General features: G+C 48.7%; 25 protein-coding genes. 9 read left to right on the top strand and 16 right to left on the bottom strand.

Annotated features, from left to right (window positions below; translation table 11 throughout):
- Nucleotide 1: 1 nt before the first annotated feature.
- From HMY34_RS07755 to HMY34_RS07770, 4 genes are read left to right on the top strand one after another with little or no spacing between them, the layout of a single operon-like run.
- Entirely contained in the window at nucleotides 2-1,450 is a 1,449-nt protein-coding gene (locus HMY34_RS07755) for an Eco57I restriction-modification methylase domain-containing protein (RefSeq protein WP_202718682.1), read from the top strand.
- Nucleotides 1,447-2,400, top strand: coding sequence for a BsuBI/PstI family type II restriction endonuclease (locus tag HMY34_RS07760; protein WP_202718683.1), 954 nt, complete (start codon nucleotides 1,447-1,449; stop codon nucleotides 2,398-2,400). Before HMY34_RS07755 ends, HMY34_RS07760 begins: the two co-directional genes overlap by 4 nt.
- Nucleotides 2,401-2,449: 49 nt before the next feature.
- Nucleotides 2,450-2,713 carry a VF530 family protein gene (locus tag HMY34_RS07765; RefSeq protein WP_202718684.1) on the top strand — a complete coding sequence of 88 codons (264 nt, stop codon included), beginning with the start codon at nucleotides 2,450-2,452 and terminating at the stop codon, nucleotides 2,711-2,713.
- Nucleotides 2,714-3,742, top strand: a complete 1,029-nt coding sequence (locus tag HMY34_RS07770; RefSeq protein ID WP_202718685.1) for a protein adenylyltransferase SelO family protein — start codon at nucleotides 2,714-2,716, stop codon at nucleotides 3,740-3,742.
- Here HMY34_RS07770 and HMY34_RS07775 read toward each other — a convergent pair.
- Nucleotides 3,722-4,903, bottom strand: coding sequence for a helix-turn-helix domain-containing protein (locus HMY34_RS07775; protein ID WP_202718686.1), 1,182 nt, complete (start codon nucleotides 4,901-4,903; stop codon nucleotides 3,722-3,724). The genes HMY34_RS07770 and HMY34_RS07775 overlap by 21 nt on opposite strands.
- 175 nt (nucleotides 4,904-5,078) lie before the next feature.
- On the opposite strand from HMY34_RS07775, the gene HMY34_RS07780 reads away from it, so the two are divergent.
- Together HMY34_RS07780 and HMY34_RS07785 are read left to right on the top strand one after the other, a co-directional pair.
- The gene (locus tag HMY34_RS07780) at nucleotides 5,079-5,354 is read left to right on the top strand and encodes a helix-turn-helix domain-containing protein (RefSeq protein WP_202718687.1); all 276 of its coding nucleotides are present in this window, start codon (nucleotides 5,079-5,081) and stop codon (nucleotides 5,352-5,354) included.
- Nucleotides 5,341-6,642: a HipA domain-containing protein gene (locus HMY34_RS07785; RefSeq protein ID WP_202718688.1), complete on the top strand. Its 1,302-nt coding sequence runs from the start codon at nucleotides 5,341-5,343 to the stop codon at nucleotides 6,640-6,642. Before HMY34_RS07780 ends, HMY34_RS07785 begins: the two co-directional genes overlap by 14 nt.
- 62 nt (nucleotides 6,643-6,704) lie before the next feature.
- Here the strand turns inward: HMY34_RS07785 and HMY34_RS07790 are convergent, their stop codons facing one another.
- From HMY34_RS07790 to HMY34_RS07805, 4 genes are all read right to left on the bottom strand, one after another.
- The gene (locus HMY34_RS07790) at nucleotides 6,705-7,322 is read right to left on the bottom strand and encodes a hypothetical protein (protein ID WP_202718689.1); all 618 of its coding nucleotides are present in this window, start codon (nucleotides 7,320-7,322) and stop codon (nucleotides 6,705-6,707) included.
- A 36-nt stretch (nucleotides 7,323-7,358) separates the two neighbouring features.
- Complete coding sequence (locus tag HMY34_RS07795; RefSeq protein WP_202718690.1) at nucleotides 7,359-7,667, bottom strand: AAA family ATPase; 309 nt, start codon at nucleotides 7,665-7,667, stop codon at nucleotides 7,359-7,361.
- Nucleotides 7,642-8,415 carry a P-loop NTPase family protein gene (locus HMY34_RS07800; protein ID WP_202718691.1) on the bottom strand — a complete coding sequence of 258 codons (774 nt, stop codon included), beginning with the start codon at nucleotides 8,413-8,415 and terminating at the stop codon, nucleotides 7,642-7,644. The genes HMY34_RS07795 and HMY34_RS07800 overlap by 26 nt, the downstream gene beginning before the upstream one ends.
- Before the next feature lie 93 nt (nucleotides 8,416-8,508).
- Nucleotides 8,509-8,931, bottom strand: a complete 423-nt coding sequence (locus HMY34_RS07805; protein WP_202718692.1) for a hypothetical protein — start codon at nucleotides 8,929-8,931, stop codon at nucleotides 8,509-8,511.
- Between the two features lie 53 nt (nucleotides 8,932-8,984).
- Here HMY34_RS07805 and HMY34_RS07810 point away from each other — a divergent pair, with 53 nt between their 5' ends.
- The gene (locus HMY34_RS07810; RefSeq protein ID WP_202718693.1) at nucleotides 8,985-9,233 is read left to right on the top strand and encodes a UPF0175 family protein; all 249 of its coding nucleotides are present in this window, start codon (nucleotides 8,985-8,987) and stop codon (nucleotides 9,231-9,233) included.
- On the opposite strand, the gene HMY34_RS07815 is transcribed toward HMY34_RS07810, so the two are convergent.
- From HMY34_RS07815 to HMY34_RS07860, 10 genes are all read right to left on the bottom strand, one after another.
- Nucleotides 9,234-10,070, bottom strand: a complete 837-nt coding sequence (locus HMY34_RS07815) for a hypothetical protein (protein WP_202718694.1) — start codon at nucleotides 10,068-10,070, stop codon at nucleotides 9,234-9,236.
- Between the two features lie 174 nt (nucleotides 10,071-10,244).
- Nucleotides 10,245-10,769: an RtcB family protein gene (locus HMY34_RS07820; protein ID WP_323127463.1), complete on the bottom strand. Its 525-nt coding sequence runs from the start codon at nucleotides 10,767-10,769 to the stop codon at nucleotides 10,245-10,247.
- A 37-nt stretch (nucleotides 10,770-10,806) separates the two neighbouring features.
- Nucleotides 10,807-12,435, bottom strand: coding sequence for a DUF2357 domain-containing protein (locus tag HMY34_RS07825; RefSeq protein WP_202718695.1), 1,629 nt, complete (start codon nucleotides 12,433-12,435; stop codon nucleotides 10,807-10,809).
- On the bottom strand, nucleotides 12,432-14,786 hold the full coding sequence (locus HMY34_RS07830; RefSeq protein ID WP_202718696.1) for an AAA family ATPase: 2,355 nt from the start codon (nucleotides 14,784-14,786) through the stop codon (nucleotides 12,432-12,434). The genes HMY34_RS07825 and HMY34_RS07830 overlap by 4 nt, the downstream gene beginning before the upstream one ends.
- Nucleotides 14,786-16,312, bottom strand: a complete 1,527-nt coding sequence (locus HMY34_RS07835) for a hypothetical protein (RefSeq protein WP_202718697.1) — start codon at nucleotides 16,310-16,312, stop codon at nucleotides 14,786-14,788. The genes HMY34_RS07830 and HMY34_RS07835 overlap by 1 nt, the downstream gene beginning before the upstream one ends.
- A complete protein-coding gene (locus HMY34_RS07840) occupies nucleotides 16,296-19,616 on the bottom strand; it encodes a DEAD/DEAH box helicase (protein WP_202718698.1) in 3,321 nt (1,106 codons plus the stop codon). The genes HMY34_RS07835 and HMY34_RS07840 overlap by 17 nt, the downstream gene beginning before the upstream one ends.
- A 5-nt stretch (nucleotides 19,617-19,621) precedes the next feature.
- Nucleotides 19,622-21,004 carry a serine/threonine protein kinase gene (locus tag HMY34_RS07845; RefSeq protein ID WP_202718699.1) on the bottom strand — a complete coding sequence of 461 codons (1,383 nt, stop codon included), beginning with the start codon at nucleotides 21,002-21,004 and terminating at the stop codon, nucleotides 19,622-19,624.
- A gap of 5 nt (nucleotides 21,005-21,009) precedes the next feature.
- A complete protein-coding gene (locus HMY34_RS07850) occupies nucleotides 21,010-21,708 on the bottom strand; it encodes a PP2C family serine/threonine-protein phosphatase (protein ID WP_202718700.1) in 699 nt (232 codons plus the stop codon).
- Complete coding sequence (locus HMY34_RS07855; RefSeq protein ID WP_202718701.1) at nucleotides 21,708-22,379, bottom strand: vWA domain-containing protein; 672 nt, start codon at nucleotides 22,377-22,379, stop codon at nucleotides 21,708-21,710. The genes HMY34_RS07850 and HMY34_RS07855 overlap by 1 nt, the downstream gene beginning before the upstream one ends.
- 97 nt (nucleotides 22,380-22,476) lie before the next feature.
- Nucleotides 22,477-23,709, bottom strand: a complete 1,233-nt coding sequence (locus HMY34_RS07860; RefSeq protein ID WP_202718702.1) for an RtcB family protein — start codon at nucleotides 23,707-23,709, stop codon at nucleotides 22,477-22,479.
- A gap of 262 nt (nucleotides 23,710-23,971) precedes the next feature.
- Here HMY34_RS07860 and HMY34_RS07865 point away from each other — a divergent pair, with 262 nt between their 5' ends.
- Together HMY34_RS07865 and HMY34_RS07870 are read left to right on the top strand one after the other, a co-directional pair.
- Nucleotides 23,972-24,247, top strand: coding sequence for a helix-turn-helix domain-containing protein (locus tag HMY34_RS07865; RefSeq protein WP_202718703.1), 276 nt, complete (start codon nucleotides 23,972-23,974; stop codon nucleotides 24,245-24,247).
- Nucleotides 24,234-25,529: a HipA domain-containing protein gene (locus HMY34_RS07870; RefSeq protein WP_202718704.1), complete on the top strand. Its 1,296-nt coding sequence runs from the start codon at nucleotides 24,234-24,236 to the stop codon at nucleotides 25,527-25,529. The genes HMY34_RS07865 and HMY34_RS07870 overlap by 14 nt, the downstream gene beginning before the upstream one ends.
- 5 nt (nucleotides 25,530-25,534) lie before the next feature.
- On the opposite strand, the gene HMY34_RS07875 is transcribed toward HMY34_RS07870, so the two are convergent.
- Nucleotides 25,535-26,779: an ATP-binding protein gene (locus HMY34_RS07875; protein ID WP_202718705.1), complete on the bottom strand. Its 1,245-nt coding sequence runs from the start codon at nucleotides 26,777-26,779 to the stop codon at nucleotides 25,535-25,537.
- Nucleotides 26,780-26,786 lie beyond the last annotated feature (7 nt).

Consider the following 26,786-nt stretch of genomic DNA (forward strand, 5'->3'; position numbering starts at 1 on the left):
CATGTTAGCCATCCCCGATCACCTGCACCGCGAAGCCTGCCAGCAACTGCCGGACACCCAACGCAGTCAGTTAGGCCAATACATGACCTCCGCTGCCATTGCCCGCTTCATGGCCTCGCTGTTCCATTACCCGGAACAAGCCCGCCTGCTGGATGCTGGTGCAGGCACAGGTTCGCTGACCGCTGCTTTTTTGGACGCTGCCCTGCAACACGGCACAAGCACCGCAGTGGATGCTTGGGAAATTGATCCCACACTGCGCCGTTACCTGCAAACCACGCTGGAACAATATGTGCAACGCGGGCAAGGGCGCGTCACTACCCAATTACATTCTGTTGATTTCATCGAAGACACCAGCTTTGCAGCACAAACCAGTATCGGCAAACGCTACACACACGCCATCCTCAACCCGCCATACAAGAAGATCAACACCCAGTCCCGCCACCGTCAACTCTTGCGCAAAGCCGGGATTGAAACCGTCAATCTATACACCGGCTTTGTTGCACTCGCCATCCTGCTGCTGGAAACCGGCGGCGAACTGGTTGCGATTATCCCGCGCTCGTTCTGCAACGGCAGCTATTACCGCCCGTTCCGTGAACTGCTGTTAAAACAGTGCGCTATTCGCCACATCCACCTATTTGAAAGCCGCAGCAAAGCTTTCGGTGCAGACGACGTATTACAAGAAAACATCATCATTCATCTGGTCAAAAGCGAGGAGCAAGGGCAAGTCACCGTTTCGACTTCGCACGATGCCCGTTTCGCTGACTATCAGGAAGCCTGCTTTGCCTTTGCCAATATCGTCAAACCGGGTGATGTCGAACAATTCATCCACATCCCGACCAGCCATGCCGCAACAGATATTCCCGCAGTCAGTACCCATTCGTTGGTAGAACTGGGCTTGGAAGTTTGTACCGGCCCCGTGGTCGATTTCCGCCTGAAAGAATGCTGGAGCGCACAACCCGGCAACAACACCGTGCCCTTGCTCTACCCACACCATTTCAGTACCGGACAACTGGTTTGGCCTAAACTACACAAGAAACCTAACGCTTTGCACCTGCTACCAGCCTCCCGGAGATGGCTGATGCCAAATGGACATTACGTGCTGGTTAAACGCTTTTCCACCAAGGAAGAACGCCGTCGTGTTGTCGCTTATCACCTGACACCGGCAATGCTGGGCAGTGAACTGATCGGCTTTGAAAACCACTGGAATATCTTCCACATCGGCAAGGCAGGGTTGGATGCAACACTGGCTAGTGGTTTGGCAACCTTCCTCAATTCGACTGTGCTGGATGATTGGTTCCGCGTATTTTCCGGGCATACACAAGTCAACGCTACCGACTTGCGTACCTTGCGTTACCCCAGTCGCGCCCAATTGCGGGTACTCGGCGAACGTGCCGCCAGCTATGCCAGCATTGACCAAACCACCATCGACCAACTGGTTGCAGCCCTATGACCACACAGCAAGAACGCATCAACGAGGCATTGCACATCCTCCAAGCCTTGGGGATGCCCAAAGAACAACTCAACGAACGCACCGCCATTACGTTGCTGGCATTGCTGAATTTACCTGCTGATACGCAATGGCAACATGCCAGCAATTCACTGCTGGGTATCCGTGCCATACTGGATTTTGCCCGCCAACAAATGGCACGCAATTACGCCGAAAACACCCGCGAAAGTGTGCGCAAATACAGTGTCAAACAATTGGTAGCGGCAGGTGTCTTGCTGCACAACCCGGACAAACCCGACCGCGCAGTGAATAGCGCGGATAATTGCTATCAAGTCGAGGAACAAGCTCTTGTGCTGTTCCAACAGTTTGGCACAAAAGCTTGGGATGCCGCTTTAGGCAACTATTTGGCACAACGGCAAACACTGGCTGACCAGTTTGCCCGCCACCGTGATATGCAGCGCATTCCTGTCACCATTCAGCAAGATCAAACGATTACTTTGAGTCCGGGCGCACATTCCGACCTGATCCGGCAGATTATTGAGGTATTTGCCCCGCACTTTGTTCCCGGTGGCGAGCTGGTATACGTGGGTGATACCGGCAGCAAATGGGGCTATTTCAACGAATCGTTGTTGCAATCATTGGGCGTTGAAGTCGGCAGCCACGGCAAAATGCCTGACATAGTGCTCTATCACCGCGAGAAAAACTGGCTGATCTTGGTCGAAGCCGTAACTAGCAGTGGCCCGGTAGATGGAATTCGCCACGCCGAACTTGCCAACTTGTTCAAATCAAGTTCGGCTGGATTGGTTTACGTGACAGCCTTCCCTGACCGAGGCGAAATCCTGCGCAAGTTCTTGTCAGTAGTCGCATGGGAAACTGAAGTTTGGTGTGCCAGCGACCCTTCGCATTTGATTCATTTCAATGGTGTGCGGTTTTTAGGGCCGTATACAAGCTAAGGGGATACCCGCCATAATCACAGCCTTGACCCCGATACGGCGAACACGCATGTCCAACGACCTCAAGCAACGCAACAATCCTCTGCATGGCCTCACGCTGGAGGCGATACTCACCGCGCTGGTGGCGCATTTTGGTTGGGCGGAATTGGCTGAGCGCATTCCTCTGCGTTGTTTTAGCATCGACCCCAGCATTAAATCCAGCCTGAAGTTTTTGCGTAAAACGCCTTGGGCGCGCGAAAAAGTGGAGGGGCTTTACGGCTTTATGCAGCGTGAGATTCATCGCGCGAGCAAGAGCGACCCCGCCGCTGACTAAATGTTGAAACACCTCCACGACCTCATTTTCCGCAACCGTTTCCATGCTTTGGGGGCGCACTTTTACAGCGAATTCCAACCGCAGAGGCTGGAAAACCCGAAGCTGGTGTGCAGCAGCGCCGACGTGGTGCAGCAGTTGGGTTTGCACGTGGATGAGGTGAATACGGACTTATTCCTGCAAGTATTCAGTGGCAATGCCTTGTTGCCGGGGATGCAGCCATTGGCGCAGGATTATGCGGGGCATCAGTTTGGACATTTCAACCCGTTCTTGGGGGATGGTCGTGCGGTATTGTTGGGTGAGGTGGAAACACCGGACGGCATCGTTGACCTGTACCTGAAAGGCGTGGGCAAAACGCCGTATGCGCGGACTGCCGATGGGCGGGCGGGGTTGCGTGAATGCCTGCACGAATTCGATACCACGGAACAGTTGGCGGCTTTGGGTGTGCCGACCGCGCGGTGTTTGTGCGTTACTTCCGGTAGCCAGCAGTTGTACCGGCAAGGCTTTGAACCGATGGCGATGGTGACGCGCATTGCCCCCAGCCATGTGCGTTTCGGCACGTTTGAAAATTATTTCTTCCAGAAAAACCCGGCGGCGTTGCGGCTGTTGGCGGATCATGTGATTGCCTGTCATTTCCCGGCGTGCGCGGCGGAAGGGGAGGCGCGTTATGCGACGTTTTTCCGTGAGGTGGTGTTGCGCACCGCCCGCTTGATCGCGCATTGGCAGGCGGTGGGGTTTGTGCATGGGGTGATGAATACCGACAACCAGTCGATCCTCGGCATTACTTTGGATGTAGGCGCAAGCACGTTTACCCCGGCGCGTGATCCCCTGTGTGTCAGCCACCCGGACGATGAGCATGGGCGTTATGCCTTCGGGCAGCAACCCGTGGTGGGTTTGTGGAACTGCAATGTGCTGGCGCGGGCACTTTCCCCGCTGATTGCGGCGGATGCATTACGCAGTGCTTTGCTGGCGTATGAGCCGGAATACCTGCGCCATTACGCCGCGCTCATCTCAGAATCTGACGGGGTGTAACACCAACTCCGCCAGCCGTTCGCGCACCAGCTCACTACCGCCGGTGCTATGGCACAATTGCCCCATCAGTACGCTAGGGTCTTGGCAGGAATCAATGGCTTTACCCATTACCGCATCAATGCAATAACGCCATTCTTCCAGCTCTGGTGAGGCGGATTGCGGCAAAAATGAACCACGGTATAACGAAAAGGCTTCTTGGCTTTGTTGCTGGCGCAAGGCTTGCCAGACTTGAATGAAATCCGCCCACACCGGCATTTGCAAACGGTACGGGCGCGAACCGATTTGCCCATCCAGCAAACGCCGCAAATGCGACAGTTCCGCTTTCAACGTCGTGGTGGAAATAGGTTGGTCGCCGTACAACGCCGCGTGGAAACCTTCGAGGCTCAAACCTTGCGGATTCAAGGCCAACAGACAAAGGATTTCCACTTGGCGCATGGGCAAGCTCAACGGTTTACCACGAAACAGAATGCGGGGCTGCCCCAGTGCATGGATTTCCAATTCAGCGCGGGGTAACTGCTGCGGCAAGCATCGCCCAATCGCACGCGCCAACTCGGTAACAGCCGCTTGCCCCAAAGGTGTATGGCGATTCCATGTGGTAGACATATCCAGCACACCCAGCACTTCGCCGGATTGCGGATGCGTAATCGGTGCGGCGTAACACACCCAATCATGTACAAACGGCAGGTAATGTTCCGACGAAAACACAGTGACAGAACGCCGCAATTTTAACGCCAAACCCACCGCATTCGTGCCGACCGAGGCTTCATCCCATAAACCGCCAGCGGTGAAGTTGACCGATTCCGCGCGGCTGCGCATGTGGCGGCTGGAAAATGTCCATAATAAACGCCCTTGCGGGTCGGCAATGGCTGCGACTAACTCGCCTTCATGGGCAAGTTGCATCATTTGTTCTTGCTCGCGTTGCGCGGCTAGGCACAGTTGGGATTCTTTCCAGCGTTGCAGCGTGGAATATTCATCGTCAGCAGGCGCGTGAACTTGGAGCGGATGGATGTGTTGCGCACTGCGCTGCCATGACGACATAATGTCATCACGGATACCGTCACGTTTTACGAAGGGGCTGCCAGCAACAAAGCGACTCCACTGCGTTTCAATGGTGCGCCGTCGCTGCGATAAACTGGTTGCCGAATCCTTAACTTGCTCCATACGCCTCCTCCAGCGTTCAGATTGCTATTGTTATAGCATTGATGAGCCTTGGCGCATAGCATCTGTTTTGGCGTGTGGGCTTGCGGTAATTGTTCCTGCTATTCAAGGAACAATATTGCATTCCATCGCTAATACGCTATTATTCCTTGAGTAACAGGAACAATGGTAATCCAGTATGGCAAGACCCCTGACCCCACTTCCCACTCCGCAACAATTCGGCGCACTCACCCCCGAACTGTTGGGGCAATTCATCCGCGCCAAACGCACCCAATCCGGCTTGCGGATTGATGATGCTGCCGCGTTACTCGGCGTTGCCAAAGACACCTTGAGTAAGTTGGAACGCGGGCATTCCGGCGTACAACTCAGTACACTGCTTCAAGTCCTCAACGGTCTTGGTATTGGGCTAAAAGTAGAGCCGTGGATAGAAGGTGGTGACGATGACTGGGTATGAACACCGCCTGCGGGTTTGCTTGGGGGAACAGCCCATTGGTTTCCTGCTGGCAGATGCGCAAGGGCAATTGACGCTGGAATACACACCGGCATGGCAGGCCAGTGGTTTTGCCATTTCGCCGCACTTGCCGCTGACCTCAGCCACGAACCATCAGGTGGTGCAACGCTTTCTGCGTAACTTGCTGCCCGAAGGTCAGGGTTTCGACATCCTGCTGGAAAACTACCGGCTTAGCAGTGCCAATACCTTTGGCATTATCCGTGCGTTGGGAACAGATACGCCGGGTGCATTGCAGTTCCTGCCTGAAACGCTTGAACCCATCCAGCCCGCCCACTTGCGCCCGATCCTGCCTGCTGAATTGCTGGAACGGCTCGACAATCAACCCGCCCGCAACTTGATTGTGTGGGATGGTCGCCCGCGCCTGTCGGTGGCAGGTGTTCAACATAAAATCAATGTGTTGGCGGATACGCAGGGCGGGCTGGCATTTGGCGAAGGCAGTTTGTGTTCTACCCATATCCTTAAGTTCGAGCCAGCCAACCAGAACCATGTGGTGCTGAATGAATACCTGCTGATGCAGCTTGCCAACGCTATCGGTTTGCCCGTCGCAGCGGTGGAATTGCGGCGTTTCGGGCAGCACCGTGCGTTGCTGGTGACGCGCTTCGACCGCAAACGCCAAGGCGATACGGTATTGCGCCGCCATTTGCTGGACGGTTGCCAAGCACTCGATTTGCCACCCGAATACAAATACGAACGCAATTTTGGTAACAGCCTCGATGTGGCGGCTATCCGTGACGGCGCAAGTTTGCCACGTTTATTCGCCTTCTGCGCTCATTGCCGTTCGCCTGCGCTTGCCCGCAAATACGTGCTGGACTGGGTGATGTTCAATCTCATCATCAGCAATTGGGATGCGCACGGCAAAAACATCAGCTTTTTCGTCGGCAAAAACGGCATCGAACCTGCGCCTTGCTACGATCTGGTCAATATCGCGGTGTATCCCGAATACCAGCAAGAACTGGCGATGGCGTTGGGGGATGATTTTGATACCCGTGTCTCCGCCTTTCAATTGGCAGATTTTGCCGCGAGTTGTGGTCTGTCGCGCTCACTGGTGCAGGCAACACTGATCGCCATGTGCAAGCAGGTCATGGAACAATTGCCCCGCGTGTGGGCAGCGTGTGTATTGAAAACCCCGGCAGAACAGCAGTTTGCAGCAAACTTGCGGGATAGCATCCAGCAGCAGACAAGCCGCTTGCTGGAACATGCGGGCATGATGCAGGATGTGGAGATTCAGTGAATGCCTACCGCTGCCACTCACTGACAATTTCCTCGTATTTCGCATCGACCACACCCTGCTCATCAACAGTGCAAACGTTGCATTAACACTCCTAAATCATCGGGCAACAATAGCCTCTCAAATAACATCTTTTTACTTTTGATTTCAGGCATTTGCCCGAATACGTTGTTCATGTACGGATGCACAACGTGTTTCCAGAAAGTTTTACCGTGTACCCAACGCGCCAGTTGCTCAGCTTGGGAAAGCTGTTGGACTTCGCTTAAACATTGCTGAAAGTCATCAATGATACGTTGTGGTTCTAGTAATTGATCCCAATCCTCCAAAACACGGCGAATTTCCCCATCATCTTGTGCAGTCGCAACACTGCTTTCGGCGGCGAGTGCTTCCTTGAAACCACGTGCGCGTAGACCAGACCATAGCGGCGTAATCACTTGCCACAATACGCCATGTCGCACGTATTCTGGCAATTTTCCAAGAATATTCTGCGTGAAATCGGCTTCACCTCCGGCAATAACAGATTGCTGACGGGGCGGTAAGGCTTGCCAAAGCTCTGTGGGATTGATCAGATAGTTTTCCATGCACCAACGGTTCAATACCAGTAAATTGGGTAGGGCTTGAGCCTGCTGGTCAATGGTTGGTTGATCCCACGTATCGCGATCGACCAAGCCAAGCCAAGCCATGTGGGTTCAGCATCCAGTATTTCCAATACTTGTCGTTTATTGCCCGCAATAGCGATGACCCAGCGTTGTTCCCATGCCCAGCAAGACCCGCTGACCGATGGCTTCATAACGACTCCACACATCAGGAACGTGGGAGGTAATGATGAGTTGCCCATCGCGTTCAGCCACCATGTTTTCCAGTTGGGCGAGAAAGCCGGAAATGAGGGAGGGGTGCAAGTAGAGGTCGGGTTCGTCAATCATCACAATGCCACCACGTTCCATCCAGCGATCTACCATGTAAAGCTGGATCAAGACTTGGTGTTCACCGGATGACAGTTCGTCAATACCGTGGGTACTGCCATTCAAGTTGGACGCGCAAACGGTTTTCGCCGAGGATCACTTCTTTGAGAATTTCTTTGCCTGACAGGAAACTGTTCATGTGATCGACTAGCTTGCTGAAACGTTCTTCCGAGGCGATTTTCATCCCTAATAAGGCGGACTCGACTTGTCCATCCCAGTTTTCGGTAGCGCGGTAACTACTTAGCCAGCGTTGTTCCATATTTTCCGATTTGATCTCACCCAATCCATGTTTTGGTGTCACCCAACGGCGTTCTTCGGCATCCAGAAACATAATGTTCGGGGATTCACTCGGCTGGGGCGAAACCAGCATTTTTTGCCGCGCCCGTGTCCACTCGTTTAACCAAACAATATTTTGAGACCAATGAAAAGATGTTGTATTGATTTGCCCAATAACCGTAGCATCTTTATGTTGGTCAATTAGCTCCCCTACCCAAGTACCGGACTGCCCCCAAAACAATAACAGTGTTGAGGTATCCGAAAAAGGTAATGCCTCCAATACCAATGCTATTCCTCCCCAACGTTGCAGCCATTGATTTTCCATACTGTTTGCTGGAAGAAATTTGCGGTTGTGTAGCCAGTAGCCGAAAGCACTCCACAACATGGCAATGCCGCGTAATAGCGTAGATTTGCCGCAGCCATTTGCGCCACTCAATAAGATACGGATTGCCGTTTCATCACTCCAACTGTCACGAAAATCGAAGCTTTGCGTCCCCAATGCCCCAAACTCGTAGGTGTGGATAGCGCGGATTCTCATACGAACCTCCGTGAAATCATGACAAGTGATTGATTCAGAAACGACATTGCTGGATATTCCTAGTTCTGATGGTTTCGTCACAGTATAGCATTATCACAACCGCTGCCACTCACTGACAATTTCCTCGTATTTCGCATCGACCAAACCCTGCTCATCAGCACACGCAGACAATGCCACTTGCAGCGCAGAATATTGCTGGGGGTAAGCACGCAATTGCTCCATGATGTGAATAACTTCCGCATCGCTCAAAAACTGTCGTTGAATCAATGCCAAACTCGCGGGTTCAACGATGTCTTGCATGGGGTGAGAAAACGCCGCTTTCCAGTAGGCATACATCGCTAAGTGCTGCTCAAGGTTCAGGGTGACGGATGTAGGCAAGCGGCAAATTTCATGCAGCACCAGAAACGGCGCATCGCCACCGATTTCTAGGGATTGCGTAATGAGTTGCTGCCATGCGGCGGTGTCGTGGTAGGGGAAACGGCAGTCGATGTGGTCGTAGAATTCTTGGTAGGTCATGCGGAAATCTCACGTTATGATGGAGTATGGAAACGCAAATACAGGTGTTCAACATGCAAATTATACTGGAGATACCCGAAGATTTCGGGCGTGACATGCTTCCCGAACTGGAAAAGCAAATCAAGCTGGAAGCGGGCATTGCACTGTTTCATGCAGGGAAAATATCCGCTGGATTTGCTTGCGAGTTTGCAGGCGTAGACCGCTATCGCTTTTACGAAGAATGCGCCAAACGCGATATTCCAGTGGTTAACTACGACCCCGGCGAACTCGAAGCAGAGTTGGAATATTTGCGCAATTCATGATTAATTTGGTTCTTCAATATGCATCAATTTTGGCTGTCGTTGTGCTTTTCCTAGAATTTTCATTGTATGACCGCAGCACCGCTCAAATAGAATATTTCTCCATTCAACATTATTAATGCTTGTTATACTATCAAGTCGCATTCCATTTAAATAACGATTATTTTCGTAGATAATGCCAAAACTTTTTGCTGTACCAACTCTATATAATCCAATCAACTGAGGAGACCCTCCACTCATTTTATCTTCACCAGCCTTAAGTGAATCACAAAAAGCACTAAAAACATTTCTGCTACTTCTTCCACTCTCATGTGGATCTTCTTTTACTTTGCCAACCCACTTCTCATGCCAAGACTCAAAGTATTTCTGTCCACTACCTAATGCAACCACCACATGCGACTTGTCTTTGAAATTAAATTTTTTATATGTAATATGCCCTTTGGAATTGCCTGATATTTGAGTGACATAAAATATTGAATTCATTCTGTCATTAATTCTAGTGGCATAAATAATATGAAAAACCCCACGCTGTATTACAGGGCGCTCACGATAACTGCTTTCGATTTTCTTTACTACTTTATTCAACTTTACCTCATATGAATCATTTTTCTCAAATAAACAACCCGTATCAATCAACTCAACTAACTGCCCTAAAATTTGTATAGGGAAAGAAACATCTCCACAATAACCAAATATTTCAGGGCTTGTTTTAGATGCAAATACCTTTCTGCCTACATCCCACTGCTGAGAACACCCCCAAGATATACGGCTATCACTAGCAATATAAACTGAAGCAGCTCCATGTGTATCAATGCCCACCCAAGACAACAATATAGTCATCTACTTGACTCCTTTTTATACAAACTGATATTGTATGATTACTTTGATGCTAAAACATCAGAAAAAGAGCAATCCCGGACTCCTCCACCATTTTTTATATTCTGAGGGGGAGACAGTTAGAGCACATGCCCCATTATTGGGGCATTCCGGTTTTATAGGACGGCAAACTTAGCATCACCCCTTCACACACACCACCTGCTTCAGCGTATGCAGCACTTCCACCAAATCGCTCTGCGCCGCCATCACCTTATCAATCGGCTTGTAAGCCGACGGGGTTTCATCAATCACCGTCTCATCCACGCGGCATTCCACCCCCGCGACAGCGCGTTTATGCTCATCCAGCGACACGCGGCGTTTTGCCTCAGTGCGTGACATCACGCGCCCCGCGCCGTGGCTGCAACTGCAAAAACTTTCGGCATTACCCAGCCCGCGCACGATGAACGATTTCGCCCCCATGCTGCCCGGAATAATCCCAAGCTGACCTTTTTGCGCACTCACCGCGCCTTTGCGCGTCACCCACACATCCTTGCCGTAATGGTGTTCGCGGCTGATGTAGTTGTGGTGGCAATTCACCGCCTCCACGTCCGCTGTGAACGGGATCGGCAACATCTCGCGGATCGCCTGCAAAGTACGCGCCATCATCAGCTCGCGGTTGAATGGTTTTTCTACCCAACTGCTTGCAGTACCTTTTTCTTCCAAGATGGGAGTTCAGCTTTAGTGTTTTTAGGAAGGATAGTCAACTTAAGGTTGCGCCTGTCAACTTAAGGTTTCGCCTGCCAACTTGTTGAAAGCTAGTGCTTTCCTCTATAACTTGCCGATAACCTTGATTGTTTAAGTACCATTTCGTACCGCATTCATTACACGAAGCTGCAAAGCCATCTGCTTGCTCAGTGATTTGTCCGGCTGTTTGGCATACGGGACAATGAACAAACGTATTCACATCCTTTACTTTCATCCCTGCATAATCGTTGAGTTGCTGTTGAATTAGCCATTCATCTAACACACAGCCCATACGTTCCACGACATAGAGATCTAGCGGTGAGATAGGAACAGTTCCTGATAAGGGGGTGTAACGTTGAAGTTGTTTGCGCTCATCCAGTCCCGCCCAACAAATTACACGGTGATTAGGTAAAGAAGTAAGTTCCGGCAATGAAAAATAATGCACCCAAGGAACTAGCTGTAAAGTCGAGCCATTTGTACAGGTAAGATGCCATTCGTCACCTTGTTGCATAAGCGTAACCTTTTGACTCCCGCATTGAAATCTCAAGGTTTCATTGTCTATGCCATAGCGTTGTAAGGCGTGTTTCATGACCAAACCGACATAATCGCTATAAGCATCGTGTAGTTCGCGCTCCTTAGCAAATACATCTTTTGGTTTAGTCGCCGCTGCTTGAATTTCTCGTTGGCTTTCTTCCCACAGTGGTGGCAAATGACGATAATGTGGGTCATGCCCTAAAATATTGGTGCGGTGTATCTGCCCACTGACTTGTACAGCACGAGAAATCAGTGGATATAAACCCTGTTGTTTTAAACCTTGTATATCCCGCAATTCTTTTTCTAATATTTTCCGTATTTCCTTACTTGCCTTCAATTGAATATCTGTTTGTTCAGGATCGAACGTTTGCCCCCATAGCTCACAAATGGCAAAACTTAGACGGTGATGCACGGATTCTGACTGTTGAAAATTTAGTGCTTGCTCCAATTCATCCTGCAAAGCAATAAGACGCGACAATCGTATCCGCAGATGCCGCTCTAGGCGGTCGAGTAAACGAGCATACAAACGGTTTTCATAGATGCCGTAGTCATCTTCACTGAAGCGTGCCAATACCTTACGTGGTATAACCCCTGTCAAAGTACGGCGTTGCCAACATTCTGAATGTGAAGCGAGATGTTTGAGCGTATCATTTGCTAAACGTCTTGCTCGACTAACTGGCGTAATCGCTTCTTCATATCGCAAATCCAGCCTTGGGTGCTGGGCGATATGATGCAAATGCCCCGCCTCTAACGTTTGTTGTAACAATACTTCCAATTGATTGGGATTTGAACTGTCACTGATTAAGGTAGAAGGTAGTAACGGGGAAACCATAGCATTAGGTGTTTCCCGTATTAAACGTTGAATAGTGATTACTGCATCTGCAAATAATCCCTGTTGCGCCTGATCTTCTATGCAATTGATTTGTTCGATAGGAAGCGTAATATTATCTATATCACAGGTTTTGCTGCCATCGGAGAATACAACGTCACCTGCTGCAAGCGGTGTATGATGATTACATATTGCAGGCTTAGTTAGGCGATAACGACCTGACTCCATCACAGAGAGTGGCACTGTTAATTCCTTGTTCGTGAGCCGATCACGCCACTTCATGCCCCACGTTCCTTGCGATTACGGTCTTGCTCTAATACCTCAAGGCATTTTGTTGGTGGCGTTTTCCAGCTTTTCCATGTGTCATTCAATGCTTTTTCAACATGACTAAGATCATCAATATTCGCATCATAACGCCCAGTTACTTTGCCATTGCGAAACACACGGGTAGCCAGTAGGTGATCCAATGCCATTTCTTTGCTGCCACCAGCCGCCATGACGACAGGAATAAATTGTTTAGCTTGGCGTTCAAAACGATTACCCCAGCCGAAGTTGAACTTTTCTTCCAAAGCGGTAGTCAGCGATCCGGTAGTGAGTTCCTCTAATAGATCCGTAACTTCTTTTTCATGCACTTTGATTGCTTCCTTAAAACGCTTATGCAAAGAAGCATAAGAAAAGCGTTGAGCATCTATTTTTTCCAGCTTTGTGTTGGACTCATGTCTTGGCAAGGTCATGATATGCGAACGATCATAAGTTTTATCAGCGAGTTCGCTGGTTGTTTCATCATGGTTAGCAGTACCGATGAACCAAACGTTTTGCGGGACACGAATTTTTCGACCTTCGACTAACCGTTTGGGTGCATTTTCCATGCTGGATTCCATAAGCGTAATTAGACGCTCTTTAGGATCATTTTTTTCCAAGGCAGATAGGAATTCAGCAAAGTATTGTTCGGGACGCGAAAGGTTCATTTCATCAAGTAGAATAATGTTGCAGCAATCGTCATACGCTGGTGTTTGTGCGCGATAAAGTCCTTGCAAACAATCTTTTTCATAAAAACGCTTCTCGAACGCATTGTAATGGCCCAATAAATCATCACGATCACGCCAACCTGCTTGTACTGCTATGTCTGTACAATGCCCGCCCATTGCCTTTGCGAAGGCTTTTGCTAAACTTGTTTTACCCGTGCCGCTGATACCCTGAAAGACATGCAATTGACTCATTGCCAGCCCACCCAGCAAAATTTGAATATCTTCCAGTTTGTAGTTTAGATATACGCCTCTTTCTGCGTAGGCAATACGGCGTTGTAACTCTGGCGCAAAAATTTTCAGGTCGGAGACTTCATCCAAATGTAGTTTAACTTGGAATCTTTCTGTTTTGTCCATATTGTCCAAAGCAGGAAATGGTGTTTGGGATTTCTGGGCATCAGTAAGCTGGTCAATCTTATTCGATAGCTCATTCACATGTGCTGTTAACACTTGCTTATGTTTTTCCAATACTTTTTTTTCTTCAACTAAACCTTGCTTTTCGGCTACACCAATACGTTGACGGCTTAACTCACTCCTCGCGTGTTCCAAGTCAGGTTCGACCTCGCGCAAACGTGATTCAAGATTCTGAATCCTGCTTTTTAAACCATCATTTTCAGACTCCAAAGAACCAACATCACTATTATTGAGCTGTGTTTGCAAATGACGTTTTTCTTGACGTAACTCTTCTAACTCATTCAGCAATGATTGAGGATCACGACCATTCAATTCATTTATCAAGTCTCTATATTCATATAGTCGCTTTTCCGCCTCATTAGACTGAGCAAATGCTGCTTCAGCACGACGATTAGCTTGTGCAATTTTTTCTTCCCATCGCCGAGAATCAATTTCAAATTGCTTGTTCAATTCTTCTTTATAATGTTCCAGTTCTCTATCAGCTTCGCTTAACTTCCGTTGCAAGCGACTTTCTGTCCTAGAAAGTTCTAACTGCTTAGCTGAAATCTCCAACTCACGCTGATGTAGTTCTTCGTCCTTTTTTTGTTGTGAATCTGTTAGTTGTCTATCTGCCCTCTCAATATCACGCTTGATGCTATCCCGTTGTTGCTCTAGTGATTTCATGTTCTCTCTGAGACTTTTTAAACTAATTTCGTTTTGATTGGCAAATCCATTACGTGCTTCTGACTCACGTTCTTCAAGTTCACGCTCACGGTTTATTAGTTTTGCATTAGCTACTTTATATTCTTCAAGTTTTGGATTTAACTCGGCAAATTCTTTAGTAAAAATCTCGCCGTCTTTTTTTAAAGCATCGTGTTTTTCTAGTAAGTCAAGTTGCTCGTCCTCAAGTTGCCTCTGTTTATTCTCTACTTCAGTGATTTTATCTTTTATTGCCTTTCCTAAAGTTGCAAACTGCTCAAGCCATGCTCGTAGAGCATCATGTTCTTGTGCAGGTAGTGCTTTTGAAAACTGATCAACCAAAGCCTCATCAAATTTCAGGTCTTGATTCACTAGAATTCCCAAACTTTTAGCGCTCTCTATTGTGGCTGCTACTTTTGGCACGACAGGCTTCAAGGATGGAGAATTAGATGCTGTGGCGGTGGGCGGTGTATTGTTAGAAAATTTATTCTTTTGTTGTGGTTTGTGCTTAGCCATTAGAACCATTCCTTAAAGTTAGTTGTCCACTGAATTGCGAAATCACAAGCATTAAGCACTTCCTGCTTATCGAATTTATATCCTGATGCATGACCTGCTTTATTTCTCATATCAGCAAGCTCAAGTAAGAGAGAAAAACTTAATGTGTTTTCATCCAGTTGTTTAAATGGATGATCAGAATTCTCAGAAGTCGTTAAGCTAACCCCACACAATAACGCCTTCATAGATGAAGTTGAATTTTCACGCTTACGTAAAACATCATGAATTGCACCATAATTTTGCCGAGATAAGCTCTCAATTACATTATCTGAAAGTGCATCAAGCTCTATTGCGTGATAAATCCGCATCAACTGCTGCTTGCTGGGCGGTTTGTTATAGTCAGGCAGTCGTCGTATATCAATAATCCACCGTTTTAACATCCACTTTAAAACGCTTTCAATAAGTTTTTGGGCATCACTCAGTAAACTGTCAATTTCTTCATCATTTGCTATGCCATCCTGTACTTTCGCTTGGCGGCGTTTTAAGGCAGTCATGTAACGGGCAATATCAGGATGTTTTTCCAGATAAGGATATTCCAGCAACATTTCCATGCGAATGCGTTCATCCAACAGGGTTAGCCATTGTTCTGCCGTCTGTTTTTCGGGTTGCGGTTCACCAATGAGTTTGCTCAATTTCGTGATTAACCCTTTTTCACGATTGATTACTTCTAGAAGTGATTTACGTAACCATGAGGCATTGATGCGAATCTCGAAGGGATCACGTATTGACCATAGCTCGTCTGCATTTGGGTTACGAAAAATGGAAACCCATAGATACATTGGGTCAGGCTGATCACTGACAAATTCAATGCTGCCCATGTGAACTTCTTGTTCTCGTGAAAAATCATCATTCAGCTTTAATTGTTTAGCATGATGTATATCTAACTGATAAATACGATGCGCATCGAATAGTTGCTGTTTGACTTTATCATTGATATTTTTCAAATTCAGAATATCGCCGTGAAGTTGGTAAGGACTTATTGTCTTACCGCTCTCACGATTCATGACAAAAGAAGGAAAGCCATTTTTTTCTTCGGGTGGCTCAATCTCCGGCAAAACAGACATAAAACGTGGCAACCACTTTTGGCTAATAGTATCCCAAAAAGCATAACCCATTTTTAATTCTTGCTGAGAGGACTCTGATCTTGATACCGAAAGTTCACCTTTTCGACCACGATCTTCATCCAACATATTCTCCCCCTGCCTAGTGATTTTCCCTTTGTCATTTAACCAGCCTTGCGCCCTTAGTTCGATAATAATATAGGCAACCAACTCATGGTCAATGTCCAATAAACGGCTAATTTCTTGGCGATCAGTGCATTGAGCGCGACACAAGCCAAGGATTGCCTCTTGAAATAAATTGAGAGGTTTAGCTTTGGGAACAGGGTACATAACACGATAAACATATATCGGCCATAACACATGAACTTCATCATTACGCAGATTTTTCTTACCAAAGCGCAAGTACCGTTTAGAGAATGCAGCCATGTTGACCTCCGCACAATGTCAAAAAGTTGTGAAGGGCGGGTACGGCTTCTTTAGCTTCTTGCGTATTCGCCATAGCGATGGCTCCGACAGTAATCAGCAAATTACGCTGACGACTCATTGCCACATTCATGCGATTACTTAGGCGCAAATGCCCGTATTTGCTGTTAAGTGCTGCTTCCCGTTTTTCCATTTCTGCATTCGTTGGTATGGCTTTTTTGCTGGCACGAACAATCGACAGCAACACCACGTCAAATTCTTTGCCTTGGAAAGCATCCACAGTGCCGACCCGCAAGCGTTCCTCGCCATGACGGTTACGGCTGTATTCTGGCGTGATTTCTCCGTTTTCAACCACACCAAGCCGAGCCAATTTTTCCAGAATCAAATCGCGTTGGGCGCTGTAAAAGGTGATGACCCCGATAGATGCAGCATCACCAGTAGCATCTAGCAAACGTTTGGTTTCCCTTGCAATAATCTCCGCTTCTGCTTCTCGGATACGGCTGGTTTTATGACGAGATTCCCCACCATCATCTAATGGCACATCAATCCAAGCCGCCACTTTTCCGGCATAACCGGGTAATTGGTGAACGAAATCTTCAGCGGGACGACCCGACTTCAGCACATCCATACCCTCAGATTCGTAAAAATTCTGGCTGATGAAGTCTCCCAATAGTGGATGCATACGGAACTGTCTATCCAACATGACAACCCTGCGAATACCATCCTTCTTTTCCATTTCCACAAATTGCTGCCGCAAACGCTCAAACAAGCTCTGTTTTAATGCATCACTCTGTCTTTTTGTCAGTTCATGTTGTTCTACTATTTCTTTTTCTACTTCAGGTTCTAGTAAATGGGGTAGCTGACGATCATCTCCAACCAATACAATACGGCGGCGTGCCATTGCCATTGGCACGAATAGGTCAAGCGGATTAGCTCTAGCCGCTTCATCAATCACCACTGTTTCAAACTGAATACCCATTGTATCATCAAGACCAGAAAGGGACTTCAAACCTTTCATCTGTTCGCCAGCAGACTGTTGACAAGTTGCACCAACAATAGCGGAGTAGGCTTTCACTGCTCGTTCCGTTTCTTTGGGAGAATACGCTAAAGCTTCATAATAACGGCTGACAACGGCGGCAATTCCCTTACGTGATGTTGCCGTCCTTTCGCGCAGTGAATCTTCCATCCGTCGCAGAATGGCAACGCCCTCTGCTTCCAAATGATTCCTGATTTCAGGAGGGCGATAATCGGCAATAAATCGATCTAACAGCGTATTTTTCAGGGTTCGTAGTTGGGCGTAAGATTCATCCGCCAGAATGGATTGGTCAGCAGCGGTATTTAGCAATGCTTGCTCTTCCGATTCTAACTTCATTTTTTTACGCTGTAGCAAACTGACCAAATCGTAGGCGCGTTCAGCACCATCATCCGCAAAACTGATAGGCGTAACTCGTAACGCTCTTACTCGACGTAGTAATTCAACATCAGCATTTCTGCTTTCTACGTGCATATCAGCCTGCCTAGGCTTAGTGTAGGTCGCCCAATCGTGCCGAATATCACTAGGCAGGCGAATATTCATGATATCTAGTTGTTCCAAAATCCCTGAAATATGTCCCAATTGCTGATAACGCACACTCGGTGCCATGCTAGACAATTTCAATTCATGGAATAGCCCTTGTAATTCAGCAAGCAAAGCCACATGTGGCTCTTCACGATGAAGTTTATCCAGTGCTTTCGCCATCTGTTCACGGCGTTGATCACACCAAAAAGTAATGGGAGGTGTGTCATTATTACGGTTAGCACGTCCACCTACTTTTATGGCAGGCAAGCCGTACACATCACTACGGTTAAGCGCATTATCAACCGCATCATGCTGGTAACTACTAATCAATACTTCATGCTGAATTTTTTCACCATTATTTTCTTCTGCCAAACGCCGTTGGAGCGCAGCAATCACTTGTGTTTTTCCTGTACCCGGCGGGCCAATAATCAGAGCAATGTCAGGGGTATTGAGAGCAACATCCAAGGCTTGCGCTTGACGTTCGGTAGGTTTCCCTTTAAAGCTTTCTTTGGCGTAGGCCGTAAGGGCTTTGAGCTTTTTATAGGAAACAACGGGTACGGTTACACCATGTAGTAAATGGGTTAATTGTGGTAATCCTCTCCCTTTGTCGATAGCTTCCTTTGCTTGCTCACGTCTACGACGTACCGCCTTTTCACCAGCTAATGAGTACGAAATATATCCCTTGTCAGGAGGGCTTTTATTTTTCCTTTGCTCATCGGGATAAACGGTGATTGTGCCATCACGCTCAAAAAATAACTGCCCACGAAAAACATCTGGATCGTAAGTATGTGAAGATTCGGGTGAGTCTAATTCAGTCACGCCCCAGTCAGGTGAATCCTTAGAAATTTCAACCTGATTAGCGCCATTGAGTTCCAATGTTTTCCATTTCTCTCGAAACTCTGCGAATTTCTCGGCACTTTCGGGAAAGAATTGCCATTCCAATTTCTCCCCATCTCGCGCTTTCCTGCTAATGAACCGCAAAGCGCCCAATTCACTGGCTTGCTGATTCGCGCGTTCCCATTCTCGATCACTGTACAATTTCCACAACGCCAAATAGCTACCGTGGTCACGCAATGCATCACCCAGCAACGCCTGTTGAGCAGGGTCAAGCAAGCGTTGGGCAATGCCAGCATCATAGAACTCAAGTTTTCCTTCAATTAAAGATAGCGCCGGACGTTCCTTACTTACGCGGGTCAGGCTTTTGACTGAAACTTGTTGATCATCTCTGCTGATGTTGATTTGCCACCCATTGCCAATGGCTAGAAACTGCTTAGTGGTAGCCTTGGTGGTAGCATTATCAAAATAAGCAATAATAAGGCGATGCTTACCATCTGTGGGTAGCAAAAACGTTGCCGTTAGCCATTCACAGGCTTTTGTGATGTTGGCTTGATCAATTGCTTTTTTGTTATACAAATCATCAGCTATTTTTTCTGTTACGCCAATCTGAAGATCAAGCTCAATACGCTCAATGACACTCAAGTATTGCAAGTACAATGTATTGTGATCACGTTTAAGGTATACCCAAAGTGTTTCCCGTCGCCTTCCCAGTGTTTCCAACGACGATACGTCTTGTTTGAATTCGACACGCTTAGTGTTAGCGTCTTGTGTGACGTACCAATGGCTACCACTTTGATAGAGTCGTATTTCACCTTTTTTAAACCCCTTAGGATCATCTATACAATCAACGGTCAGAATGTCCTCTGACAACCAAGGGAAATCTTCAAGTTGCATCGGTTTTATTGGAATCATTGGCTTTACCATACAAACCGCCAAACAGGGTGTGCTTGTGTCATATCACCTAAATGCAACATAAAGTTGGTGCTTGTACTGCTCTCTAGTTTTAAAGGCGTTTTACGACTGATCGGTACTAGCGTACTGCCACGCTGTAGAACAATATGTGTTTTCATAAATGGTTCTATCCACAAACCATCCTCTGCAAGCTCGACATGGCAGAATGGCTCTGAATCTAGTTCAATTGAACTATCCATAATGGGAGTAAAGGGCAATCGACTTCCTTGCTGAATCACGGAAATGCGCCCAGTTGGTATCCAACAATCAGTCATGCTATTCGCCCCTTCAGGCAAAACATCCGCTGGCAGCCAGAAATATTCCTTTAGGAACAAACTAGAGTGCTTTGCTTGTTCATGGTCGCAGAAGGGGCATTGCTTGGTTTTGTTGTAATAAAAAGTGCTATGGCAATTTTCACAGTCAAGTAGTCTCGTCAATGCCTCATCAAAAGCCTCACTCCATGCAGCAAGACTAGGACGTTCGTCAGGGTCATTCATTCCCAATCGGAAACACTGATCCATCAATTCCCTCAATCGTTTGGTGAAAACAAGCTCACTGGGAATTCCGCCGGAACATTGATTTTGTTCATCATCTGGATGCTCTACCCACGGTAATTCACCCTGTAATGCTTGCTCTTCCAGTTCTGGTTCTCCGTCATTGACCAGATCACCTTTTAACGGGTGTTTCATTGTCAATAACTGGTAAGCAATGACAGCAAAACTCCAGCTATCAGTGAATGTATTAATGCCAGAAATCCCTCTCAGAATTTCGGGTGCGCCGTAGTCAGGGGTATATAATTTTATGTCACTGGATCGGGAATGGTATGAGATATTGTCACAGTCAATCAGCCACACCTCCGCAAATTCCACGTCTTTAGACACGAAAATATTGGCGGGCGATAAGTCACCATAAGCTAAGCCACGTCCATGTAGTTTGGCGAGTGTACGAGCAAGTTTTGCTAACAATCTCAGTCTGCGGTGTAACCCTCCGGTACGCAGAAATCCCTCTGCACCTTCTTCCTGCATGGCTTTTAGAGCTTCGGTTAATGGAGTCAGTCCATCCATTAACTCCATTACATAACCACTTCGGTTGGCGCTATTGATTAGGGCGACTGGACGGGCAATATAGAGCGCATCAAGATGTTGGCGCATCAGCCATGTCAAATGCTCATCTGTTCGGTGTTTCGCTTCTGGTGATAGTGGTTTCGATATTTTCACCAGTACATTGGGATAGTTCGTCGTACAAACCGTACCTTGTCCACCTTCCCCTAACTTTCCCGTTAACTCGTAATGAGAGCCGTGAGCATCTACTACGGTACGATTTGGCTTTTTAGCCGCCTTTTTTTCCACTGTGCTTATCCCCTGAAAATAGCCGCCAATGTTTTGTCATCGCCATGTTTTGGCGTAGCCCAGTCGCCCAATTCTTTCTGTAGCCAACGTTTTGCCTGACGGCGGCTACAGCGTAAAGCCGTTTGATAAATCACTTCAAAAAATGCTGGCAAGGCATCAGCGATCAGGTCGTCGGATATACCATCCGTCATCAGAATCACCCCATCGCCGGGCTTTTGCAGCGTGAAGCGTGCGTTTAACCACTGTTCTGGGGCGTGTTGCTTCCAGAGTGCTGCTGTTTGATTGCCGTACCCCATGCGATTGGGGGTAAATTGATGAAAAACACCGTTTTCCCGATACAGAATTAGCCCATCGCCTAATTGCCCCACGATTGCTTCCCCACTGGGTAACACCTGCCCGTATAAACAGGTTGTGGCTACTTCATGCACGGCATAAGGCTTGATGTGTTGTAACCATTTGGCATGAATATCAGCATTAGTCGCCTCATGAGGCATCAGCATTCTGTTTTCTCGCAGAGTATGCTGAACAGCCTTACTTGCAGCTCTTGCCCCAATGTCACTATGCACACAAGAACCTACGCCATCGCAAACAGCGGTAATCCATCCCCACTTTCTGCCACGCACAGAAAGTGCATCCTGATTGGAAGCATGGCTAAGAAGATGAGCAGGCCCTATGACACTTGCACCGAATGCTTTCAATACCATCAGAAATCGAGATCCAAATCATCCGTAGGAATAGACAGGGCAATCGGCAAAGCTTGATTGGGGTTCGGACTGGTGGAACGTGCCGAAACACTCATGGTCACTGCCCTGAAAAAGCGGTGAATGTCATGGGCATTATGGGCGTAGAAGAGCGGTGCTTCCTTATCGTTAATGAATTGCTTGAGCATGACTTCATCCGCATCTGCACCGATAGCCATTGCTAAACGGGTTGCTTTTTGCGCTCGATCTGAAGCACATAACTGCTTAAACGGCTCTTCCCAAGCATCAGTGGGTTGACCATCGGAAAGGAGAATAATGACTGGGCGGTAAGCCCTCGACGGAATCAAGTTTTTATCTTCCAGCCAACCATGAACTAATGTGAAAGCTTCTCCCATAGGTGTTGCACCATGTGCTTTTAACTCAGGCAATGCAGGTATGATCTGTGCGCTGGTCAGTGGAAGATGTTGCGTGACTGTTCCCCCAAAAGACACAATACCAACATGAATGTCAGCACGTAGACGACTTTCTTTAGCAAGAGAATCAATCATCTCTTTAAGTGCCGCATTCAATGCACCAATTTTATCAGCCCCTTCCATACTGCCGCTGGTATCTGCCAACACAATAATGGGTAGAGGGCGTGCTTCCGCCATTGCAAATTGTTTAAGCCCGGACATTTACTGATTTCTCCTTGAATATTTTTGTCGTGCTAGATGATAAGCCATATATATGACCACACAAAGTGCTTATTGTTCATACAGTGAAAAATAAAATTTACCCCTTCACACACACCACCTGCTTCAGCGTATGCAGCACTTCCACCAAATCGCTCTGCGCCGCCATCACTTTGTCAATCGGCTTATAAGCGGACGGCGTTTCGTCGATCACGCTTTCATCCACGCGGCATTCCACCCCGGCAACAGCGCGTTTATGTTCATCCAGCGACACGCGGCGTTTCGCCTCAGTACGCGACATCACGCGCCCCGCGCCGTGGCTGCAACTGCAAAAACTTTCGGCATTACCCAGCCCGCGCACGATGAACGATTTCGCCCCCATGCTGCCCGGAATAATCCCAAGCTGACCTTTTTGCGCACTCACCGCACCTTTGCGCGTCACCCACACATCCTTGCCGTAATGGTGTTCGCGGCTGATGTAGTTGTGGTGGCAATTCACCGCCTCCACATCCGCCGTGAACGGGATCGGCAACACCTCGCGGATCGCCTGCAAAGTACGCGCCATCATCAACTCGCGGTTGGCTTGCGCAAAATCCTGCGCCCACGCCACCGCCTCCACGTAGTCGCGGAAATGCGGGCTACCCTCGGGGATGTACGCCAAATCCTTATCCGGCAAGTGAATGAAATAGCGTTCCATGTCCTTTTTCGCCTGCTCGATAAAGTGCGTACCGATGGCATTCCCCACCCCGCGTGACCCGCTGTGCAACATCACCCACACGGTTTGGGTTTCATCCAGACACACCTCGATGAAATGGTTGCCCGTACCCAGTGTTCCCAAGTGCTTCAAGTTATTGGTGTTTTTCAGGAATGGATGCTTCTCGCACAAACGCTGGAAACCCGCACTCAACGCCAGCCATTTATCCAGCACATCATCCGGCGGATCACCCCAACTGCCGGTATCGCGTTTACCGCGAGTCGCCACACGCCCATGCGGAACAACTTTTTCGATCTTGCTACGCATCGCCTCCAAGGAATCGGGTAAATCGCTGGCTTTCAACGTGGTTTTCGCCGCCATCATCCCGCAACCCAAATCCACGCCCACCGCCGCCGGAATAATCGCCCCCACGGTCGGAATCACGCTGCCAATGGTTGCACCTTTTCCCAAATGCACGTCTGGCATCGCCGCTACCCATTGGTGAATAAACGGCATCTGCGCAATGTTCAGCAATTGCTTTTTGGAGTTATCGTCGAAAGGCACGCCTTTTGTCCACGCCTTAACGGGCGCGTGGCCTGCTTCGTGGAGGACTTCGTAGGGAGTGGCAGCAGTGCTCATGGTGTGTTCCTTGCTTGTCATTAGTTACGCTTACGATACTGCAAAGGGTGTGCCAGTCAAAAGAAAAATCAATCAAGTTATTGAAAGTAAAATACTAAAACTATTTACTTAGTCTTGCCACCCAAACAACCAAACTCAACTTACTATCTAAAAAGATAAAATCCCTATCTTTTCATTTATTCCTGCGTTAGCAGGAACAACCTTGCATATTGCCCGCCATACGCTATTATTCCTTGGGTAGCAGGAACAATGGTAACGCACAATGGCAAGACCGCTCACACCACTTCCCACACCCCAGCAATCCGGCGCACTCACTCCCGAACTGCTAGGGCAGTTCATCCGCGCCAAACGCACCCAATCAGGCTTACGCATTGACGATGCCGCCGCCTTACTCGGCGTTGCCAAAGACACCCTAAGCAAGCTGGAACGCGGACACCACGGCGCACAACTCGGCACATTACTGCAAGTATTAAACGGGCTAGGCATCATACTAACCGTGGAAGCGTGGGCGGAGGGCGAGAGCGATGACTGGGTATGAACACCGCCTACAGATTTGCCTTGGGGAACAGCTCATTGGTTTTCTGCAAACCGACGCACAGGGGCAATTAACGCTGGCATACACCGCCGCATGGCAGGCAAGCGGCTTTGCGATTTCGCCACACTTGCCGCTCACCTCAGTCGCAAGCCATCCAACAGTGCAACGCTTCTTACGCAACTTGCTGCCAGAAGGTCAAGGCTTCGACATCCTGCTGGAACATCAGCAACTGAGCCGCGCCAACACTTTCGGCATCATCCGCGCATTAGGTGCAGATACCCCCGGCGCATTGCAATTTCTGCCCGAAAACGCCCCATCGACACCGACCAGTTTACGCCGCATTGCCCCCACCGAATTGCAGGAACGCCTCAACAACCTGCCCACCCGCAACCTGATTGTCTGGGATGGCAAACCCCGCCTATCCGTCGCAGGCGTACAACACAAAATCAACGTGTTAGCCGATACGCAAGGCGAGTTAGCCTTTGGTGAAGGCAAGTTATGCTCGACCCATATTCTGAAGTTTGAACCCGCCAACCAAAACCATGTAGTGCTGAATGAATATTTGTTGATGCAGCTTGCCAAAGCCGTTGGCTTAAACGTTGCTGAAGTGGAATTGCGGCGTTTTGGGCAACATCGTGCATTGCTGGTGACACGCTTCGACCGTAAACGCCAAGGCGATACGGTATTGCGCCGCCATTTGCTTGACGGTTGCCAAGTACTCGATTTGCCGCCCGAATACAAATACGAACGCAATTTCGGCAACAGCCGCGACGTAGCCAATATTCGCGAGGGCGCAAGCCTGCCGCGCTTATTCGTCTTCTGTGACCAATGCCGTTCACCTGCCCTAGCGCGTAAAACCTTGCTGGACTGGGTATTGTTCAACCTCATCATCAGCAACTGGGATGCTCACGGCAAAAATATCAGCTTTTTCGTCGGCAAACAGGGTATCGAGCCTGCACCCTACTACGACTTGGTGAATATCGCCGTCTACCCCGACTACCAACAGGAATTAGCGATGGCGCTGGGGGATGATTTCGATACCCACATCTCGGCATTCCAATTGGCCGATTTTGCAGAAAGCTGTGGCTTGTCGCGTCCTTTGGTGCAAGCTACCCTTACCGCTCTGTGCAAACAGGTCGTGGAACAATTGCCATTCGTGTGCGCAAAAGAAACATGGCACACCACGGCAGAACAGCAATTCGCAGCGGCTTTACAACACAGTATCCGGCAACAGGTAGCACGACTGTTGGAACAGGCGGGCATGATGCATGAGGTAACATTGTAAACACCTCAACCCAATAACCACGCCACAGGTACAGCCATCACCTTCCCCCACTGCTGCACCTGCGGATCATTCGACACCACCAGCGCGTGCAACAATGGCTTATCCAACAATTCCGCCAAGTCATGCAAATGCCGCGCATCGGCAGCACTCACATGGGCAGACATTTTGACTTCGATGGCGATATAACCGTTTTCCAGCTCCAGCAACAGGTCAACCTCACGCCCATCCACCGTGCGCAAATGGAAACAATCCACAGCCAGCGCGTGCGTTTTGATTTGCTTGTAAATCTCCGCCACCACAGCACTTTCAAACTCATGCCCGGTGAATGTGCCTGTGCGGTTGAGTAAGACGCGCTGAATGCCGGGGTCAAGAAAATGTACCTTGGGGGATTTACTCAAACGCTTATGGAGGTTGCGAAACCACGGCGCAAGCTGAATCGCCTGATAACTGATTTCCAAATAGCTGATGAAACGTTTCGCCGTCACCGCCGAAATACCCGCCTGTTTTGCCAACTCGCTGACATTCAGCAACTGACCGCTCAATGCGGCGAGGGCTTTTTGTGCCCGTACAAACGGCTCAAGTTCACGCATATTCCCCAAATCACGCACATCGCGCTGCAAGTACGTCCGAATGTAATCCTGTAACCATTCGCGTTTTTCTGACTTTTCCACGCTGCTATCCACAATCGCAGGCATTGCACCGTATTCCAGGTAATCCGCCCACGCATTTTCTGCCTTGGCGTAACGGGTATCGGTGAGCGGGATGCCCTGCAAAATACTGGCAGGTTCACCCATGAGCAAACGCACCAGCCGCGACGGAATAATGGCTTCGTCGGCAGTCGCGGTTTGCCGCTCCGGTAACGTCAACGGGTAAAGCTCTATTAAAGCGGCGCGTCCTGCCAAACTTTCCTGCACCTTTTCCAGCAACAATATCTGGCTAGACCCCAGCAGGATGTAGCGGGTATCTGGATATTGGTCATAGGTTGCTTTGACGGAATCCAGCAGTGCAGGCAACTTTTGCACTTCATCCAAAATCACCAACGGGTAACGCTCTTGCCATTGCGCCGCCGACAGACGGGCGTAATCCGGGCGCGTGATCGGGTCATCCAGGGTTAGGTAGGTGTAATCAGGAAACAAGGCTCGCACCAGTGTGGTTTTGCCCGTTTGGCGTGCGCCAGTTAACACCGTAATGCGCCCAAAACGGGAGGCGGCTTTGTGTTGCAAGCGTTGGGTGATGGTTCGATTATGCATAGTGTTA

Origin of the sequence: Thiothrix subterranea (assembly GCF_016772315.1) — a bacterium.
Classification (GTDB): domain Bacteria; phylum Pseudomonadota; class Gammaproteobacteria; order Thiotrichales; family Thiotrichaceae; genus Thiothrix; species Thiothrix subterranea.

Bases quoted from the DNA above. Each gene is read 5' to 3' on its own strand.
- HMY34_RS07755 (WP_202718682.1), top strand. From the start codon at position 2: ATGTTAGCCATCCCCGATCACCTGCACCGCGAAGCCTGCCAGCAACTG.
- HMY34_RS07760 (WP_202718683.1), top strand. From the start codon at position 1,447: ATGACCACACAGCAAGAACGCATCAACGAGGCATTGCACATCCTCCAA.
- HMY34_RS07765 (WP_202718684.1), top strand. From the start codon at position 2,450: ATGTCCAACGACCTCAAGCAACGCAACAATCCTCTGCATGGCCTCACG.
- HMY34_RS07770 (WP_202718685.1), top strand. From the start codon at position 2,714: ATGTTGAAACACCTCCACGACCTCATTTTCCGCAACCGTTTCCATGCT.
- HMY34_RS07775 (WP_202718686.1), bottom strand. From the start codon at position 4,903: ATGGAGCAAGTTAAGGATTCGGCAACCAGTTTATCGCAGCGACGGCGC.
- HMY34_RS07780 (WP_202718687.1), top strand. From the start codon at position 5,079: ATGGCAAGACCCCTGACCCCACTTCCCACTCCGCAACAATTCGGCGCA.
- HMY34_RS07785 (WP_202718688.1), top strand. From the start codon at position 5,341: ATGACTGGGTATGAACACCGCCTGCGGGTTTGCTTGGGGGAACAGCCC.
- HMY34_RS07790 (WP_202718689.1), bottom strand. From the start codon at position 7,322: ATGGCTTGGCTTGGCTTGGTCGATCGCGATACGTGGGATCAACCAACC.
- HMY34_RS07800 (WP_202718691.1), bottom strand. From the start codon at position 8,415: ATGAGAATCCGCGCTATCCACACCTACGAGTTTGGGGCATTGGGGACG.
- HMY34_RS07805 (WP_202718692.1), bottom strand. From the start codon at position 8,931: ATGACCTACCAAGAATTCTACGACCACATCGACTGCCGTTTCCCCTAC.
- HMY34_RS07810 (WP_202718693.1), top strand. From the start codon at position 8,985: ATGCAAATTATACTGGAGATACCCGAAGATTTCGGGCGTGACATGCTT.
- HMY34_RS07815 (WP_202718694.1), bottom strand. From the start codon at position 10,070: ATGACTATATTGTTGTCTTGGGTGGGCATTGATACACATGGAGCTGCT.
- HMY34_RS07825 (WP_202718695.1), bottom strand. From the start codon at position 12,435: ATGAAGTGGCGTGATCGGCTCACGAACAAGGAATTAACAGTGCCACTC.
- HMY34_RS07830 (WP_202718696.1), bottom strand. From the start codon at position 14,786: ATGGCTAAGCACAAACCACAACAAAAGAATAAATTTTCTAACAATACA.
- HMY34_RS07835 (WP_202718697.1), bottom strand. From the start codon at position 16,312: ATGGCTGCATTCTCTAAACGGTACTTGCGCTTTGGTAAGAAAAATCTG.
- HMY34_RS07840 (WP_202718698.1), bottom strand. From the start codon at position 19,616: ATGATTCCAATAAAACCGATGCAACTTGAAGATTTCCCTTGGTTGTCA.
- HMY34_RS07850 (WP_202718700.1), bottom strand. From the start codon at position 21,708: ATGGTATTGAAAGCATTCGGTGCAAGTGTCATAGGGCCTGCTCATCTT.
- HMY34_RS07855 (WP_202718701.1), bottom strand. From the start codon at position 22,379: ATGTCCGGGCTTAAACAATTTGCAATGGCGGAAGCACGCCCTCTACCC.
- HMY34_RS07860 (WP_202718702.1), bottom strand. From the start codon at position 23,709: ATGAGCACTGCTGCCACTCCCTACGAAGTCCTCCACGAAGCAGGCCAC.
- HMY34_RS07865 (WP_202718703.1), top strand. From the start codon at position 23,972: ATGGCAAGACCGCTCACACCACTTCCCACACCCCAGCAATCCGGCGCA.
- HMY34_RS07870 (WP_202718704.1), top strand. From the start codon at position 24,234: ATGACTGGGTATGAACACCGCCTACAGATTTGCCTTGGGGAACAGCTC.
- HMY34_RS07875 (WP_202718705.1), bottom strand. From the start codon at position 26,779: ATGCATAATCGAACCATCACCCAACGCTTGCAACACAAAGCCGCCTCC.